This is a genomic window from Streptomyces sp. NPDC050211, assembly GCF_040656035.1.
Lineage (GTDB): Bacteria > Actinomycetota > Actinomycetes > Streptomycetales > Streptomycetaceae > Streptomyces.
The window spans coordinates 22,812-39,728 of the sequence record NZ_JBFALC010000013.1 but is presented as its reverse complement, the minus strand read 5'-3'; the positions used below and the strand labels follow the sequence as shown (position 1 = coordinate 39,728).

Here is a 16,917-nt window from a genome sequence, read left to right as displayed (position 1 = left end):
CCGGAGCGGGCTTACTCCGGCTGGTGCTCCGGGCCTCCGAAATCCGGGCTGGTGTAGTCCGGGCTGCTGAAGCTCGGGCGGTGGCCCGGGGCGGGGCCGTCGTCGGGGCTGCTGAAGCCCGGGCGGTTGTAGCCGAGATGCGGCATGCGGCTGGTGGTCGCCCGCGGTGCCGTGCGGTGCAGTGCCGCGGCGGCGCCGGGTTCGGCCAGTGCGTCGCGCAGGAACGGCAGGATGCCGCGTTCCAGCAGGGCCTCGCGCCAGGCTTCCCTGGCCCTGGCCACCTCCCCGCTCAGCTTGCCGTAAGGGCCGGTGTCGAGCGAGGGCCTGTTGCGCAGGGCGGTGATCAGCAGCCCGACGGCGGCGACAAGGATCGCGACCGCCGTCACGGCGCCGAACACCCATCCGGTGGTCAGCATGGTCTGGGCGAACTGCGGCGCGGGGTCCAGCATCTTCAGGATGTAGCCCACGAGCAGGAAGATCGCCGCTGCGGTTCCGGCGAGGACGGGTGCCAGGACCGCGACGACGGCGACGGCGCCCGCGCCGGCGGTCTCGGCGACCTCGCCCATGGTGGCGGCGAGCCCCACCGTGTTCGCGGCCGGCTCCGTGGAACCGGATTCGCGGACGGACGGCGGGGTGGACGGCGCCGGCTGGCGCAGTTCCTCGCGGACCTTCACGTAGTGCTGGTACTCGGTGGCCGCCGCCGCGGTGATGATCGCGGAGGCGTTGAGAGCCATGGTGCGCAGCTGTTCGGGGTTGAGCCGCTGTCCGACAGCGGTCAGTTCAGGGCGGTGTGGGGCGGAGCGCAGCGCCTCATCGAGGATCCGCTCGTATTCCTGGCGGTCCTCGCTCAGCAGGTGCTGCGGAACGCTGTTCATGTGCATCCCCCGATGCTCCGTAGGGCTTGGGGCTCGCACGCTGACGAGCCGTATGGCAGAAACGGAGGGGAGCCTGCTACGGATAAGCCGATGGTAGAGCGGTAACGGCACACGGTGACAGGGGGTTTCCAAAAATTGCCCCTTGGCCTGCGCCGTCCCCGGTAGTACTCCGTGACGGGACGCCTGCCCTGTGAACGCTCAGATATCCAGTGGAAGTTGCTGGACCAGCAGCTTTCCGGCCATGGTCACTCCGCCGTCCATCGCGATGGCGAGCCCGTCGGCGTAGACGTGCGGTCCCTCGACATGGGGCCCGGCCTCGTCCTCGCCGTCCTCGGAACCGACTTCGCCGAGGAGGTACGGAATGGGGCTGTGGCCGTGAACGATGCGGGTGCCGCCGTACGTATCGAGCAGTGAACGCACATGGTCGGCGCCGCCCTCGTCGCGGAAGGAGAAGCGCTTGGTGAACTTGCGGAAGAGATCCCAGACTTCGTCGGCGTCATTGCGTGTGAGCGTCTCGCGGACGGTGTCGTTGACCGCTTCGATCGAGTCGCCGTAGTCGAGATAGGCGGTGGTGTCCGAGTGGACGAGCAGATGGCCGTCGACCTCTTCCATGGCGTCCAGCCGGGCCATCCACTGCAGGTGGTGGTCCTGGAGACGGTCCATGTCGGTCTTCTGGCCGCCGTTGAGCAGCCAGGCGGCCTGGAAGGTGGCCGTGCCCGCGCCGGAGTTGACGGGAGTGTCGCCGAACCGCTTGGCGCCGATGAGGAGCAGCTCGTGGTTGCCCATGAGGGCCTTGCAGTAGCCGCCCGCCGCGGCGGCCTCGGCGGACAGTCGCATCACGAGGTCGATGACGCCGATGCCGTCCGGGCCGCGGTCGGTGAAGTCGCCGAGGAACCACAGCCGGGTAGTGCCCGCGCACCAGTTGCCCCCGGTGTCGATGAGGCCCTTCTCCTGGAGGGCGGCCACCAACTCGTCGAGATAGCCGTGGACGTCTCCCACGACGTACAGCGCACCGGGCCCGGCAGTCGACTGCGGGGCCGGCTCGGAGACGGGGTCTACGGTCACCTGAAGCGTGTCACCGCGGTTGATGACGGGCAGGTCGCGCTGCGTGGGTGTGTAGCCGTCCGGGTAGTCCACAGGCTCCTCGACGGGGCTGACGGCCTCGCCGGGGTGCATGCTGTGGACGTACAGACCGGTCTCGTGGACATACGCGGGTACCCGGAAGTCGCGCAACGTCGCCGTCCGCTCCACCTCGGGTCCCTGACCGGCCCCCTGAGTCATCGACCCCTCCACCATCGCGCCGCAGCTGCACCGCATCGGACTGCCTGGTCGCAGCGGCCCGCGGTGTCGTGGGCCCATCATAGGAATGCGGATCGCGCCATGTGATGACCCAGGGGTGGTGAATCAGCGCAAGACTCCAGTTCATCGCGGCTTTCGCCCCGATTGGGCCGGGCTTTGCCCGCAGGGCGACCGCCCTTGTCCTACTCCTTCTTGGGCGACCGCGGTGGGCTGACGGTCGTCCGCGGCGGCCGTCGCTGGGACGAGGTACGCACGATCAGCTCGGTCGGTATCACCTGCTCGACCGGTTGGTCCGAATCGGCCCCCTCGATGGCGTCGATGAGGAGCTGGACCACCGCCGTGCCGATGCGGCGCGGCTTCAGGGAGAGCGTGGTGATGGGCGGCTCGGTGTTGGCGTACACGGTGGACTCGCTGCAGCAGACCAGAAGCAGGTCGTCCGGTACGCGCAACCCGTAGCGCCGGGCGGCGGCGAGCAGGTCGGTGCCGTTCGGGTCGAACAGGCCGTAGACGGCGTCGGGCCGGTCGGGGCGGGCGAGCAGCCGGTCGGCGGCGACGGCGCCCGCGCATGGATCGTGCGCCGGGTAGGCCTCGTACACCGGATCCTGTCCGACCCGTTCGCACCAGCGCAGATACGCCGTGGTCGACAGATGGGTGTACGTGTCCGTCGACGTCCCGGTCAGCAGGCCGATGCGGCGGGCGCCGGCGTCGGCCAGGTGGTCGAGGATGCCCATGACCGCGGCCTCGTGGTCGTTGTCGACCCACGCCGTGACCGGCAGCGACCCGGCCGGGCGGCCGTCGGAGACGACCGGTAAACCCTGCCGGACCAGCTCGCTGACGACCGGGTCCTGGTCGGACGGGTCGATCACGACCGTGCCGTCCAGGGCGACGTTCGACCACACGTCGTGGCGGGAGGTCGCGGGGAGGATCACGAGGGCGTAGCCGCGGGCGAGCGCAGCCGAGGTGGCGGCTCTGGCCATCTCGGCGAAGTACGCGAACTCGGTGAAGGTGAAAGGTTCATCCCCGTATGTCGTCACGGTCAGGCCGATCAGCCCTGACTTGCCGGTACGGAGGGTTCGGGCCGCGGCCGATGGGCGATAACCCAGTCGGTCGGCGACCTCGCGGACATGGCGTCGGGTGGCGTCCGGGAGCCGGCCCTTGCCGTTGAGGGCGTCGGAGACGGTCGTGATGGAGACTCCGGCGGCGGCGGCTACGTCTCTGATGCCCGCCCGGCCCGGCCGACTGCCTCGACGTGAGGTTTCCGCGCGGCTCACCTGGTGCTTCCCTGCTGCTGTCATGGCGAGCCGATAGTAGGGCTCATGCGGTGGGGTAGTGCGGACGCATATGCACCCGTTGACAGGCACGTTTCTGCAAGGTCATAGGCCGTCAATTTCCTTGGAAAGCAAGGGAGTTGGATGCTTTGACGCCAGCACGTAACTTGTCGGCGTGTGCATACCTGCCAAGTAGCCGATGTTTCGAAGAGGTCTCAACTCACCTTCACGGGTGATGCGCGCCACCGCGCGAGCCACCGGCGCATAGATATATGTGTGAGCGCCCCGGAATTCGCACACCTTCGTACAGTGATGCCCCTGATGTCAGTGGGGCAGATGGGATCAGCTCCTCCCGGCTGTACGAGGTGGCCGCCGCCCCATACGCAGCGGCGCCGAATCCTCATAAGGTGAGAAGCATTGGAAGCCGGCGGCGGTCAGAGGCCGCCGGTGGTCGCGAGGAGGACTGCGGTGAGCGAGACCAGCCCCAAGCTGCGCGCCGAGCTGGAGGGTATCCCCACCTACAAGCCGGGGCGGCCCGCTGCCGCCGGCGGTCCGGTGGCGTACAAGCTGTCCTCCAACGAGAACCCCTATCCGCCGCTGCCCGGTGTGATGGAGAGCGTGACGGCCGCCGCCGCGTCGTTCAACCGCTACCCGGACATGGCCTGCACGGGCTTGATGAACGAGCTGTCCGAACGGTTCGCGGTCCCCGTCACCCATCTGGCCACCGGCACCGGCTCGGTCGGCGTCGCCCAGCAGCTGATCCAGTCCACCGCCGGCCCTGGCGACGAGGTGATCTACGCCTGGCGGTCCTTCGAGGCGTACCCGATCATCACGCAGGTCAGCGGCGCCACCTCGGTGCGGGTGCCGCTCACGCCGGGCGATGTGCACGACCTGGACGCGATGGCGGACGCGATCACCGACCGGACGCGGCTGGTCTTCGTCTGCAACCCCAACAACCCGACGGGCACGGTCGTACGGCGGGCCGAGCTGGAGCGCTTCCTGGACCGGGTGCCGAGCGATGTGCTTGTGGTGCTGGACGAGGCGTACCGGGAGTTCATCCGTGACGCCGAGGTGCCGGACGGTGTGGAGCTGTACCGTCACCGGCCGAATGTCTGTGTGCTGCGGACGTTCTCGAAGGCGTACGGCCTGGCCGGGCTGCGCGTCGGGTTCGCGATCGCGCATGAGCCGGTGGCGGCGGCGCTGCGCAAGACGGCTGTGCCGTTCGGTGTGAGCCAGCTCGCGCAGGACGCGGCGATCGCCTCGCTGCGTGCCGAGGACGAACTGCTCGGCCGGGTGGGCTCGCTGGTGTGCGAGCGCGCGCGGGTGGTCGACGGGCTGCGCGCCCAGGGCTGGACCGTGCCCGAGACCCAGGCCAACTTCGTCTGGCTGCGACTGGGGGAGCGTACGGTCGCGTTCGCGGCGGCGTGTGAGCAGGCGGGCGTCGTCGTCCGGCCGTTCCCGGGCGAGGGCGTGCGGGTGACGGTCGGGGAGACCGAGGGGAACGACATCTTCCTGAAGGTGGCCGAAGGGTTCCGCAAGGAGCTGTAGCAGGGCGGGAGGCAGGGAGCGCTGGCCGCGTCAGATACGGGTGTTGGCCGCCTCGTCCGGCTCGAACTGCTGCGCGTCGTCGCGTCGTGGCAGCAGGAGCGGGGTGGCCAGCAGCAGGAGACCGGCGATGGCGATCGCGGTGCGGGTGCCGGTGACGGCGGCCAGCAGGCCCCATACGGCGGTCATGGTCGCGGTGGCGGCCTTGCCGGTGATCGACCACGCCATCAGGGTGCGGGCGACGCGCTCCTTGGGGGTCCGCTCGAGCCGGTAGGTGGCGACCACCGGGTTGAACACCCCGATGCAGATGATCAGCCCGAACTCGACGACCATGACGAGGACGAGCCCGGCTGTGCCCGGGCCGATGAAGGCCAGTCCGAGCGGCCAGCAGGCGCGCAGCGTCCCGGCGGTGAGCATCATCCGGTGCCGGCCGAACCGGGCGACCAACGGGCGGGCCAGCCGTGAGCCGATCAGGCCGCCGGTGCAGGGCACCGCGAAAGCGAGGGCGTACTGCCACGGTGCGAAGCCGAGCGAGCCGAGCATGAGGACGGCGAGGAGCGGCGCCGGCGCCATGATCAGGCTGTTGACCAGCACCGTGTTGAAGAACAGGGGGCGCAGCGTCGAGTGGCCGAGGATGAAGCGCCAGCCGTCGAGCAGGTCGCCCGCGCGCAGCCGCGGTCCCTCGTCACGTACGGGGCGGGGCTCCTTGCCGCCCACCGCGCGGATCCCCAGTGCGGAGAGCAGGTAGCTCACCGCATCGGCCGTCACGGTCGTCACCGGCCCGAACAGGCCCACCGCGGCCCCGCCGAGCGGCGGTCCCAGCATGGTGGCGGTCCAGGTCGTGGACTCGAAGCGGCCGTTCGCGACCAGCAGGTCCTGCGGCTGTACGAGGCTCTTCAGGAAGGCCCCGCTCGCCGAGATGAAGGCGATGTCGGCCACGGCGACGACGACCGACACCACCACGAGCTGGGCGAAGGTGAGCAGGCCGAGCGCGTACGCGGCGGGGATGCTCAGCAGCGCGGTGAACCGCACCAGGTCCATCGCGATCATCACGGGCCGTTTGCGGCGGAACTCCACCCAGGGACCGAGCGGGACCGCGACGACCGCTCCCACGGCCAGCCCCGCGGCGGCCAGCAGCGCCACCTCCGTCGGACCGGCGTCCAGGACGAGGATGGCGATCAGGCGGAAGGCGTCGAAGGCGAAGAAGGTGCCGAAGGTGCTGACCGCGTATGACGCCCAGAGCCACTCGAACCGCCGATCGAGCATGCCCCCGGACCCCCTCGCGCGAGGCTCGAACGGCCTCGCCTTGACCGGCGCCATCCAAGCGTGAGGCCGGCGGGTGGGGCAAACGAGATGGCCAACGACTGCCGTGGAACAGAGACGACGGCAGGGGGACCCCCTTGCGGAGATCGAAAGGGGGTGCGTCATAATTGCTTGTGAATGTGAACGCGTTCACAAGCGTGTCCCAGTTCTACCCGAGATGTACCGAACGAGATGTACGGAACAAGCGGGGCAAGCTGCCGCTGTGACCACGGCGACGTAAGGAGAATGACGACGTGGACCTGGCTCTGGCGCCGGAGACTTTGGCGCGATGGCAGTTCGGCATCACCACCGTCTACCACTTCCTGTTCGTCCCCCTGACAATCTCGCTGGCCGCCCTCACGGCCGGACTGCAGACCGCCTGGGTGCGCACGGAGAAGGAGAAGTACCTCAGGGCGACCAAGTTCTGGGGAAAGCTCTTCCTGATCAACATCGCGATGGGGGTGGTCACCGGCATCGTGCAGGAGTTCCAGTTCGGCATGAACTGGTCCGACTACTCCCGTTTCGTCGGTGACGTCTTCGGCGCCCCACTCGCCTTTGAGGCCCTGATCGCGTTCTTCTTCGAGTCGACCTTCATCGGCCTGTGGATCTTCGGCTGGGACAAGCTGCCGAAGAAGATCCACCTGGCCTGCATGTGGATGGTCTCGATCGGCACGATCCTGTCCGCGTACTTCATCCTGGCGGCCAACTCCTGGATGCAGCACCCGGTCGGCTACAGGATCAACGAGGCGAAGGGCCGGGCCGAGCTCACCGACTTCTGGCTGGTGCTGACCCAGAACACCGCGCTCGCCCAGGCCTTCCACACGCTCTCCGCCGCCTTCCTCACCGGCGGTGCCTTCATGGTCGGCATCTCCGCCTTCCATCTGCTCCGCAAGAAGCACATCCATGAGATGAAGACCTCGCTGCGGCTCGGCCTGGTCACCGTCGCGATCGGCGGTCTGCTCACCGCCATCAGCGGCGACACGCTCGGCAAGATCATGTACGAGCAGCAGCCGATGAAGATGGCCGCGGCCGAGGCGCTGTGGGACGGCGAGGCCCCGGCCCCCTTCTCGGTCTTCGCCTACGGCGATGTGGAGAAGGGCCACAACAAGGTCGCCATCGAGATCCCGGGCCTGCTGTCCTTCCTGGCCAAGGACGACTTCACCTCGTACGTCCCCGGCATCAACGACGTCCAGAAGGCCGAGCAGGAGCAGTTCGGGCCCGGCGACTACCGGCCCAACATCCCGGTCGCCTACTGGGGCTTCCGCTGGATGATCGGGTTCGGCATGACCTCCTTCACCATCGGCCTGATCGGACTCTGGCTGACCCGCAAGAAGTTCCTGCTTCCGCGGCACCTGCGGGTGGGCGATGACGAGGTACCGCATCTCGTGCTGTTCTGGAAGAAGCCGCTCGGCCCGACGCTCACCAAGTGGTACTGGCGCATCGCCATCTGGACCCTGGCCTTCCCGCTGATCGCCAACTCCTGGGGCTGGATCTTCACCGAGATGGGCCGCCAGCCATGGGTCGTCTACGGCGTCCTGCAGACCCGTGACGCGGTCTCCCCCGGCGTCTCCCAGGGCGAGATCCTCACCTCGATGATCGTCTTCACCACCCTGTACGCGATCCTCGCCGTCATCGAGGTCAAGCTGCTCGCGAAGTACATCAAGGCCGGCCCGCCCGAGCTCACCGAGGCCGACCTGAACCCGCCCACGAAGATCGGCGGCGACTCCCGTGACGCCGACAAGCCGATGGCCTTCTCGTACTAGGCCGAGGGAGCTGCACAGTCATGGAACTTCACGACGTCTGGTTCGTCCTCATCGCCGTCCTGTGGACCGGCTACTTCTTCCTGGAGGGGTTCGACTTCGGGGTCGGCATCCTCACCAAGCTGCTGGCGCGGGACCGGCCCGAGCGGCGGGTGCTGATCAATACCATCGGGCCCGTCTGGGACGGCAACGAGGTGTGGCTGCTCACGGCGGGCGGCGCGACCTTCGCCGCCTTCCCCGAGTGGTACGCCACGCTCTTCTCCGGCTTCTATCTGCCGCTGCTGCTCATCCTGGTCTGCCTGATCGTGCGAGGCGTCGCCTTCGAGTACCGGGCGAAGCGGCCCGAGGAGAACTGGCAGCGCAACTGGGAGACCGCGATCTTCTGGACCTCCCTGATTCCCGCGTTCATGTGGGGAGTGGCCTTCGGTAACATCGTGGGAGGCGTGAAGATCGACCAGGACTTCAACTACGCCGGCACCTTCTGGGACCTGCTCAACCCGTACGCCCTGCTCGGCGGTCTGGTGACCCTGACGCTGTTCACCTTCCACGGTGCGGTGTTCACGGCACTCAAGACGGTCGGAGACATCCGGGTGCGGGCACGGAAGCTGGCGCTGCAAGTCGGCCTCGTCACCGCTGTGTTGGCGTCGATCTTCCTGCTCTGGACGCAGGTCGACAGTGGTGACGGCCAGAGCCTGGTCGCCCTGATCGTGGCAGTCGCCTCGCTGGTCGCGGCGCTGATGGCGAATCAGGCGGGGCGTGAGGGCTGGTCGTTCGCCCTGTCCGGGATCACGATCGTGGCCACCGTGGCCATGCTATTCCTGTCACTCTTCCCGGACGTCATGCCGTCCTCCCTCAATGAAGACTGGAGCCTCACGGTCACGAACGCCTCGTCGAGCCCCTACACGCTGAAGATCATGACCTGGTGTGCGGCGATCGCGACGCCGATCGTGGTGCTGTACCAGTCGTGGACGTACTGGGTGTTCCGCAAGCGGATCGGTACGCAGCACATCGCCGGCGACGCTGCTGCCGGGGCAGTGCACTGAGTCCGAATTGGGGCATGTTTCACGTGAAACATGCCCCATGAGACCTCGTGAGAAGAGGGTGTGTTTCACGTGAAACCGATCGATCCCCGACTGCTCCGGTACGCCCGCGCCACCCGGCTCTTTCTGCTGGCCGTCGTCGGCCTGGGTGCTGTCGGAGCGGTGCTGGTCGTCGCGCAGGCCATGCTCATCGCCGAGGTAGTGGTCGGTGCGTTCCAGCACGGGCTGTCGGTCGGTGAACTCAGCACTCCTCTCTCGCTGTTGGTGGCCGTCGCCCTCGGCCGCGCCACTGTCGCCTGGCTCACGGAGCTGGCCGCCCATCGGGCGAGTGCGGCGGTGAAGTCGGAGCTGCGGGGGCGGCTGCTGGAGCGGGCCGGGGCATTGGGACCGGGCTGGCTGAGCGGACAGCGGACCGGCTCGCTGGTCGCCCTTGCCACCCGCGGAGTCGACGCCCTCGACGACTACTTCTCGCGCTATCTACCGCAGTTGGGGTTGGCAGTCGTCGTCCCTGTCGCGGTGCTGGCCCGGATCGTCACCGAAGACTGGGTCTCTGCCGCGATCATCGTCGGCACCCTGCCCCTCATCCCGATCTTCATGATGCTGATCGGCTGGGCCACTCAGTCCCGGATGGACCGTCAGTGGCAGCTGCTGTCCCGGCTGTCCGGGCACTTCCTGGACGTCGTCGCGGGGCTGCCCACCCTGAAGGTGTTCGGGCGGGCCAAGGCACAGGCCGACTCGATCAGGCGCATCACCGGCGAGTACCGGCAGGCGACCATGCGCACCCTGCGGATCGCGTTCCTCTCCTCCTTCGCTCTGGAGTTGCTCGCCACGATCTCCGTGGCCCTGGTCGCGGTGACGATCGGCATGCGGCTCGTCCACGGCGAGATGGACCTCTACATCGGTCTGGTCATCCTGGTGCTCGCACCCGAGGCCTATCTGCCGCTGCGACAGGTGGGGGCGCAGTACCACGCGGCGGCGGAGGGGCTCGCGGCCGCCGAGGAGATCTTTGCGGTGCTGGAGACGCCGGTGCCGACGTCGGGAACCGCTGCCGTGCCGACCGGGCCGGTGCGGTTCGAGGGCGTCACCGTCCGGTACCCCGGCCGGTCCATGGACGCCGTGTCAGAGGCGTCCTTCGCCGTCGAGTCCGGAGAGACGGTCGCACTCGTCGGACCGAGCGGCGCGGGCAAGTCGACGCTGCTGCACGTCCTGCTGGGGTTCGTACGGCCCACTGAGGGGCGTGTGTTGCTCGGGGGAGTCGATCTCACCGAGGTCGACCTGGAGGAGTGGCGGTCGCGGATCGCCTGGGTGCCGCAGCGGCCCCATCTGTACGCCGGGACGATCGCGGAGAACGTACGGCTGGCGCGTCCCGACGCGGATGACACGGACGTACGGCGGGCGCTTCGGGATGCGGGAGCCCTGGAGTTCGTGGACGCGCTGCCCCTGGGCCGGGAGACCCTGCTCGGCGAGGACGGGGCCGGGCTGTCCGCCGGGCAGCGGCAACGGCTCGCGCTGGCCCGGGCCTTCCTCGCGGACCGGCCTGTGCTGCTGCTCGACGAGCCGACGGCCGCGCTGGACGGGGAGACCGAGGGCGAGGTCGTGGAGGCGGTGCGGCGCCTGGCCGTGGGACGGACGGTGCTGCTCGTGGTGCATCGGCCGGCGTTGCTGAGCGTCGCGGATCGGGTCGTGCGGCTGGAAGAAGCCACGGCCTACGCCCCCGCGGGCGCGGAGGCCGTGTCCAAGGGAGCGGCGGCTCACCGCATCGAGGAGGCAGCGGCGGACGACCTCGTGGCCGAGCCGGAAACGGAGGTCCCGACGACCACCGGCGGCGTACTCGCCCGCGTCCGCGCCATGGCCCGCTCCCACCGCGGACGTCTCGCCGTTGCCCTGCTGCTCGGAAGCCTCGCTCTCGGGAGCGCCGTCGGGCTCATGGCCACCTCCGGGTGGCTCATCTCGCGGGCCTCGCAGCAGCCGCCCGTGCTGTATCTGATGGTCGCGGTGACGGCGACGCGGGCCTTCGGTATCGGGCGCGCTGTTTTCCGGTACGGCGAGCGGCTGGTGTCGCACGACGCCGTGCTGCGGATGCTGGCCGATACGCGGGTCGCCGTGTACCGGCGGCTGGAGCGGCTGGCGCCCGCGGGGCTGCGCCGGACCCGGCGGGGCGACCTGCTGTCGCGGCTCGTCTCCGATGTGGACGCCCTGCAGGACTACTGGCTGCGCTGGCTGCTGCCCGCCGGTGCCGCCGTCGCCGTGTCCGCCGCTTCGGTCGGATTCACGGCCTGGCTGCTGCCCGAGGCCGGTGTCGCGCTCGCCGTCGGGCTGCTGGCGGCCGGAGCCGGTGTCCCGCTGCTCACCGGAGCCGTCGCCCGGCGAGCGGAGCGCAGACTGGCCCCCGCCCGTGGAGTGCTGGCGACCCGTGTGGCCGATCTGCTCACCGGCACCGCCGAGTTGACCGTCGCCGGCGCGCTGCCCGCACGTACCGCCGAGGTACGGCGGGCCGACGGCACGCTCACCCGGATCGCCTCGCGCGCCGCCACCGCCACCGCGCTGGGTGACGGGCTCACCGCGCTCGTCTCCGGCCTGACTGTCGCCGCCACCGCCCTCGTGGGCGCCCAGGCGGTCGCCGACGGCCGCCTGGGTGGCATCGCGATGGCTGTCGTCGTCCTCACCCCGCTGGCCGCCTTCGAGGCCGTGCTCGGAATGCCGCTGGCCGTGCGGTTCCGGCAGCGGGTGCGCAGGAGCGCGGAGCGTGTGTACGACGTACTGGACGCGCCCGAGCCCGTACAAGAGCCGGAGCGGCCCCGGCAGGCGCCCGCGTCGCCGTTCCCGGTCGTCGTCAAGGGCCTGGCCGCCCGGCACACGGGGCAGGACCGGGACGCCCTCGCCGGCCTCGACCTGACGCTGGCGGAGGGCCGCCGGATCGCCGTGGTCGGCCCGTCCGGGTCCGGCAAGACGACGCTCGCGCAGGTGCTGCTGCGCTTCCTGGACGCGGACGCGGGCTCGTACACGCTGGGCGGCGTGGATGCGGGCGCGCTGGACGGCGACGACGTACGGCGGCTCGTCGGGCTGTGCGCCCAGGACGCGCACCTCTTCGACAGCTCGGTGCGGGAGAACCTGCTGCTCGCCAGGAAGGACGCCACCGAGGGCGAACTGCGCGACGCCCTGAAGCGGGCCCGGCTGCTGGACTGGGCCGACAGCCTGCCCGACGGGCTCGACACGCTGGTCGGCGAGCACGGGGCGCGGCTGTCCGGCGGGCAGCGGCAGCGGCTCGCGCTGGCCCGCGCACTGCTCGCCGACTTCCCGGTCCTGGTGCTCGACGAGCCCGCCGAGCATCTCGACCTGCCGACGGCGGACGCGCTCACCGCCGATCTGCTGGCTGCCACCGAGGGCCGTACGACACTGCTCATCACGCATCGGCTGGCCGGTCTGGAGACGGTGGACGAGGTGATCGTGCTGGAGGAGGGGCGCGTGGCACAGCGGGGCACGTATGCGGAGCTGGCCGTGGTGGAAGGGCCGCTGCGGCGGATGGCGGAGCGGGAGGCGGAGTCGGAGCTGCTGGTCGGCGTGCACTAGCGGAGTGCGGCTCCACCGGCAAGAACCTCGTCGCCGCCCTTCGGGAGGCCTGAGAGGCCGCTGCCCGGTATGCTCCGTCCGCAGTAACGCGTCCCCATGCGTACGACGTGAACAGGCCCGCAGCCGCGGCAGCGCGTCACGATCGCTGACATGTACTCATCTCGCCGCCACCCGCTGGTCGTTCTGGTGCTGCTGTGCGCACTCGCCGTCCTTGTGGCCCGCCCCACCGACGCCGCGGACCACGCGACGGGCGACGGCCCCTCCGGCATCAGCGCTCAGGTGGCGCGGCTGTACGAGGAAGCGGCGGTGGCGACGCGGCAGTACGAGTCGGTGCGGCAAGAGGCCGAGGCGCAGAGGGCCAAGGCCGAGCGGTACGAGGCACTTCTCGACCGCGAGCGGCGGGAGATCGCCGTGCTCCACAAGGACCTGGGCCGTATCGCACGCGCCCAGTACCGCACGGGCGGCGGGGTGCCGCTGACCGCGCAGATCATCCTCGCCGACAGCCCGGATGAGCTGATGCGCGGTCAGCGCGGCTTCTCGCAAGCGCAACTGGCCGTCGGCAACGCCCTCGACAAGAGCCGCCGAGCCGAGACGCGGCTGGCCGCGGACGAGGCCAGGGCAGAGGCGGCATGGCAGGACCTGGAGTGACGCAACGCCCAACTCGCGCAGGTGAAGAAGGACCTCGAGCGGAAGCTGGAAGAGGCACGGCGGCAGTTGCAGGGCCAGGCGGACGCGTCGGTCGCCGCGGGCAGCTGCGGCGGTGCCGCCCGCATCGACCAGCCGCAGGTGAGCGGCACGCGCGCGTGGGTCGCACCCGTGGAGACGTACGAGATGTCCGCGAGCTTCGGCAGCGGCGGAGAGCGGTGGGCGCACCGGCACACCGGGCAGGACTTCGCGGTGCCGATCGGCACGCCGGTCCGATCGGTCGGTAGGGGACGCGTTGTCGGGGTCTCGTGCGGCGGCGCCTTCGGCATGCAGGTCGTGATCGAGCATCCCGGCGGCTACTACTCGCAGTACGGGCACCTCGCGTCCGTCACCGTCGACCAGGGCGAGCGAGTCTCCCCCGGGCAGTGGATCGGGCAGTCCGGCAGCACCGGCAACTCCACCGGCCCGCATCTGCACTTCGAGGTACGGATCACACCGGAACTGGGGTCATCGGTGGATCCGGTGCCGTGGCTGGCAGCGCGCGGGGTCCAGCTGTGATCGCCGCTCGCGCGGAGCGCACGTAAGGGGCGTGCGCCTGGACGACGCCCGTTACAGCCGCTCCGCCAGCATCTGCTCGATCACGACCGCCACCCCGTCCTCGTTGTTGGCGACCGTCCGCCCCGACGCGGCCGCGATCACATCCGGGTGCGCATTGCCCATCGCATACGACTGCCCCGCCCAGGTGAGCATCTCGACGTCGTTCGGCATGTCACCGAACGCGACGACCTCCTCGTGCGAGATACCGCGCTCGGCACAGCACAGGGCGAGCGTGCTGGCCTTGGAGACCCCCGGGCCGCTGAGCTCCAGCAGGGCGCTGGGGCTGGACCGGGTGACGTTGGCACGGTCGCCGACAGCGAGGCGGGCGAGACTCAGGAAAGCATCCGGATCGATCTCGGGGTGGTACGCGAGGATCTTGAGGACCGGCTCATCGGCACCGGGACCGTCGGCAGCCAGCAGCTGCTCGGCCGGCGCCAGGTTGTCCGGGACCTCCATGTGCAGCTTCGGGTAGTCCGGCTCCTGGTGGAAGCCATACGTCTGCTCGATCGCGTACACCGTGCCGGGCGCTGCCTCACGCAGCAGTCGTACGGCGTCCAGCGCGTTGGGCCGCGTCAGCTCCCGTACCTTCACGAACCGGTGGGCGCCGGGGCCGCCGTGCAGGTCGACCACCGCGGCGCCGTTGCCGCAGATCGCCAGCCCGTGGCCATGGACGTGGTCACTGACGACGTCCATCCAGCGGGCCGGGCGGCCGGTGACGAAGAAGACCTCGATTCCCGCCTCCTCGGCGGCGGCCAGGGCGGCGACCGTACGCGGGGAGACCGACTTGTCGTCGCGCAGCAGGGTGCCGTCGAGATCGGTCGCGATCAGGCGTGGCGGGACGATGGTGGCCGGGGTCTCGGGCTGTCTGGTCGCTGAGGTCACCCGGCCATTCTCCCGCATATGCCTGCACGGCCGTGCGGGACTCCGCACAGGTGAGTGGTGACGCCCCTCACCTGCGTCCTTGCGCCCACCAGCCCTGGGTGTCGCGGCGACGGCTCAGCTGAGCTGTGCGGGCGCCTCCATGGCGATCTGCTCGAAGACCTTCTCGTCGGCGGCGAAGTCCGAGTCGGGGATCGGCCAGTGGATCACGATCTCGGTGAAGCCCAGTTCCCGGTGCCGGCCCGCGAAGTCCACGAACGCGTCGAGCGACTGCAGCGGGCGGCCACGGTCCGGCGTGAAACCGGTGAGCAGGATCTTGTCCAGCCCGGACCCATCACGGCCGAGGACGGCGCATGCGTCGGCGAGCTTCTCCACCTGTCCACGAATGGCTTGAATCGACTGTTCAGGAGTGCCGTTCTCGTACAGCTTGGGGTCGCCGGTGGTCACCCAGGCCTGCCCGTGGCGCGCGGCGAGCCGCAGCCCACGCGGCCCGGTCGCGGCCACCGCGAACGGCAGCCGGGGCCGCTGCACACAGCCCGGGATGTTGCGCGCCTCGTGCGCCGCGTAGAAGTCGCCCTCGTACGACACCGTGTCCTCGGTCAGCAGCCGGTCGAGCAGCGGTACGAACTCGGCGAACCGGTCGGCACGCTCGCGCGGCGTCCAGGGCTCCTGGCCGAGCGCGGTGGCGTCGAAGCCGGTACCGCCGGCACCGATGCCGAGCGTGACGCGCCCTCCCGAGATGTCGTCGAGAGAGATCAGCTCCTTGGCGAGCGTCACCGGGTGCCGGAAGTTCGGCGAGGTGACCAGGGTGCCCAGCCGCAGTCGATCGGTCACGGCCGCGGCGGCGGTCAGCGTCGGCACGGCACCGAACCAGGGGCCGTCCCGGAAGCTGCGCCAGGACAGATGGTCGTAGGTGTACGCGGTGTGGAAGCCGAGCTGCTCAGCGCGCTGCCATGCCGAACGGCCGCCTTCGTGCCAGCGACGGTAGGGGAGGATCACAGTGCTCAGACGCAGACTCATGCGTCGAGCGTAAGCGGCCGACGGGGTTTCACGTGAAACGGTCACCGCACGCGGCTGCTCAGCCACGGCGTGAGGGAGATCATCTCCGTCCACTCCTTGTGCAGACGGTCTCCGGGCAGCGGCACGACCAGGCGGTAGCCGGGCGGGAAGCGGCGCGCGGTGACGTACGCGAGCCCACCGAAGACGGAGCGGAGAAAGGCCGGGACGTCGTCGCGCGGAATGTCGGGGCACTCGACGCCCTCGACCGTGATCAGCGCGTCGTCCTCGGGGTAGAGGCGGACACTCACCCGGGGCGAGCCGCCGAACTCGACATAGGCCTCGTGGGGCAGGGAGCCGTCCGGGTCGGTGGCGACACCTATGCCCGCCGCCGTGCGGCGCGAGGTCTGGTCGGCGCCGATGTCATGGCTCACCTCGATCTCGCGCGCGTACTCGGCGGCGATCTCCCGGAGCGCGGTGATTGCGGCCTCGGTGCTAGGGAAATGGTCCATACCACTGATCATGCCGGAAGAGAGTTCAGTGCCGCTCCGGAAATCCCAGGTACTCCGGTGGTACGGCCTTCGTCAGCCACACCCCGTTCGCGCTCACCTGGAAGACATGGCCGTCCCGGTGCATGGCACCGGCGTCCACGGACAGGACGACGGGGCTGCCGCGGCGGGCGCCGACGCGGGTCGCGGTCTCACGGTCGGCCGAGAGATGCACGTCGTGCCGGTTCATCGGGCCGAGCCCCTCGGCGCGGATCGCGTCCAGGTTCCGGGCCACGGTCCCGTGGTAGAGGTACGGCGGCGGGGTGGCAGCGGGCAGTCCGAGGTCGACCTCGACGCTGTGGCCCTGGCTGGCGCGGATCCGCGAGCCTTCGATCGCGAAGCGTTTCTTGTCGTTGGCGGCGACCACGTGGTCCAGCTCGTCCCGCGTGAGACGGAAGCCGTGCGCGGCCGCCGCGGCCATCAGCGTCTCGATCTCGACCCAGCCGCTCTCGTCGAGCACGAGCCCGATCCTCCCCCCACTGCCTTAAGGGCGTGGGCGGTGCCCCCAGGGCTGATGACGCAGATGCTTGGAGAGGTACTTCGACACCTTCACGGTGCGTCTTTCATCCATGCCTTCAGGGTGCCGCGAGAGA

Annotated in this window: 11 protein-coding genes and 2 pseudogenes; 5 read left to right on the top strand and 8 right to left on the bottom strand. The window is 69.8% G+C overall.

Annotated elements, in window-relative coordinates:
- Positions 1 to 11 precede the first annotated feature (11 nt).
- The 3 genes from AB0I98_RS16335 to AB0I98_RS16325 form a co-directional block, all read right to left on the bottom strand.
- Positions 12 to 881: a hypothetical protein gene (locus tag AB0I98_RS16335; protein ID WP_362941414.1), complete on the bottom strand. Its 870-nt coding sequence runs from the start codon at positions 879 to 881 to the stop codon at positions 12 to 14.
- 192 nt (positions 882 to 1,073) lie between these two features.
- On the bottom strand, positions 1,074 to 2,171 hold the full coding sequence (locus AB0I98_RS16330) for a metallophosphoesterase (protein WP_362941797.1): 1,098 nt from the start codon (positions 2,169 to 2,171) through the stop codon (positions 1,074 to 1,076).
- A 185-nt stretch (positions 2,172 to 2,356) separates the two neighbouring features.
- Positions 2,357 to 3,469, bottom strand: coding sequence for a LacI family DNA-binding transcriptional regulator (locus tag AB0I98_RS16325; protein WP_362941411.1), 1,113 nt, complete (start codon positions 3,467 to 3,469; stop codon positions 2,357 to 2,359).
- Positions 3,470 to 3,910: 441 nt separating this feature from the next.
- On the opposite strand from AB0I98_RS16325, the gene hisC reads away from it, so the two are divergent.
- Positions 3,911 to 4,990 carry a histidinol-phosphate transaminase gene (gene hisC / locus AB0I98_RS16320; RefSeq protein WP_362941408.1) on the top strand — a complete coding sequence of 360 codons (1,080 nt, stop codon included), beginning with the start codon at positions 3,911 to 3,913 and terminating at the stop codon, positions 4,988 to 4,990.
- Positions 4,991 to 5,020: 30 nt separating this feature from the next.
- On the opposite strand, the gene AB0I98_RS16315 is transcribed toward hisC, so the two are convergent.
- Entirely contained in the window at positions 5,021 to 6,253 is a 1,233-nt protein-coding gene (locus AB0I98_RS16315; protein WP_362941405.1) for an MFS transporter, read from the bottom strand.
- 290 nt (positions 6,254 to 6,543) lie between these two features.
- Here AB0I98_RS16315 and AB0I98_RS16310 point away from each other — a divergent pair, with 290 nt between their 5' ends.
- The 4 genes and pseudogenes from AB0I98_RS16310 to AB0I98_RS16295 all read left to right on the top strand — a co-directional run bounded on the left by AB0I98_RS16310 (position 6,544) and on the right by AB0I98_RS16295 (position 13,862).
- Entirely contained in the window at positions 6,544 to 8,052 is a 1,509-nt protein-coding gene (locus AB0I98_RS16310; protein WP_362941402.1) for a cytochrome ubiquinol oxidase subunit I, read from the top strand.
- Between the two features lie 20 nt (positions 8,053 to 8,072).
- Positions 8,073 to 9,092, top strand: a complete 1,020-nt coding sequence (gene cydB / locus AB0I98_RS16305) for a cytochrome d ubiquinol oxidase subunit II (RefSeq protein ID WP_362941399.1) — start codon at positions 8,073 to 8,075, stop codon at positions 9,090 to 9,092.
- A 69-nt stretch (positions 9,093 to 9,161) separates the two neighbouring features.
- Positions 9,162 to 12,659 carry a thiol reductant ABC exporter subunit CydD gene (gene cydD / locus AB0I98_RS16300; RefSeq protein ID WP_362941396.1) on the top strand — a complete coding sequence of 1,166 codons (3,498 nt, stop codon included), beginning with the start codon at positions 9,162 to 9,164 and terminating at the stop codon, positions 12,657 to 12,659.
- A 150-nt stretch (positions 12,660 to 12,809) separates the two neighbouring features.
- A pseudogene (locus tag AB0I98_RS16295) lies at positions 12,810 to 13,862 on the top strand (M23 family metallopeptidase).
- 51 nt (positions 13,863 to 13,913) lie between these two features.
- Here AB0I98_RS16295 and AB0I98_RS16290 read toward each other — a convergent pair.
- From AB0I98_RS16290 to AB0I98_RS16275, 4 genes and pseudogenes are all read right to left on the bottom strand, one after another.
- On the bottom strand, positions 13,914 to 14,801 hold the full coding sequence (locus AB0I98_RS16290) for an HAD-IIB family hydrolase (RefSeq protein ID WP_362941393.1): 888 nt from the start codon (positions 14,799 to 14,801) through the stop codon (positions 13,914 to 13,916).
- Positions 14,802 to 14,897: 96 nt separating this feature from the next.
- Positions 14,898 to 15,800, bottom strand: coding sequence for an LLM class flavin-dependent oxidoreductase (locus AB0I98_RS16285; protein WP_362941390.1), 903 nt, complete (start codon positions 15,798 to 15,800; stop codon positions 14,898 to 14,900).
- Between the two features lie 41 nt (positions 15,801 to 15,841).
- Positions 15,842 to 16,288, bottom strand: coding sequence for a hypothetical protein (locus AB0I98_RS16280; RefSeq protein WP_362941387.1), 447 nt, complete (start codon positions 16,286 to 16,288; stop codon positions 15,842 to 15,844).
- A 25-nt stretch (positions 16,289 to 16,313) separates the two neighbouring features.
- A pseudogene (locus AB0I98_RS16275) lies at positions 16,314 to 16,895 on the bottom strand (RNA 2'-phosphotransferase).
- Between the last annotated feature and the right edge of the window lie 22 nt (positions 16,896 to 16,917).

Coding starts and splice junctions, on each gene's coding strand:
- AB0I98_RS16325 (WP_362941411.1), bottom strand. CDS start 3,469: ATGACAGCAGCAGGGAAGCACCAGGTGAGCCGCGCGGAAACCTCACGT.
- AB0I98_RS16315 (WP_362941405.1), bottom strand. CDS start 6,253: ATGCTCGATCGGCGGTTCGAGTGGCTCTGGGCGTCATACGCGGTCAGC.
- AB0I98_RS16285 (WP_362941390.1), bottom strand. CDS start 15,800: ATGAGTCTGCGTCTGAGCACTGTGATCCTCCCCTACCGTCGCTGGCAC.
- AB0I98_RS16335 (WP_362941414.1), bottom strand. CDS start 881: ATGCACATGAACAGCGTTCCGCAGCACCTGCTGAGCGAGGACCGCCAG.
- AB0I98_RS16280 (WP_362941387.1), bottom strand. CDS start 16,288: ATGGACCATTTCCCTAGCACCGAGGCCGCAATCACCGCGCTCCGGGAG.
- cydB (WP_362941399.1), top strand. CDS start 8,073: ATGGAACTTCACGACGTCTGGTTCGTCCTCATCGCCGTCCTGTGGACC.
- AB0I98_RS16290 (WP_362941393.1), bottom strand. CDS start 14,801: ATGCGGGAGAATGGCCGGGTGACCTCAGCGACCAGACAGCCCGAGACC.
- AB0I98_RS16330 (WP_362941797.1), bottom strand. CDS start 2,171: ATGGTGGAGGGGTCGATGACTCAGGGGGCCGGTCAGGGACCCGAGGTG.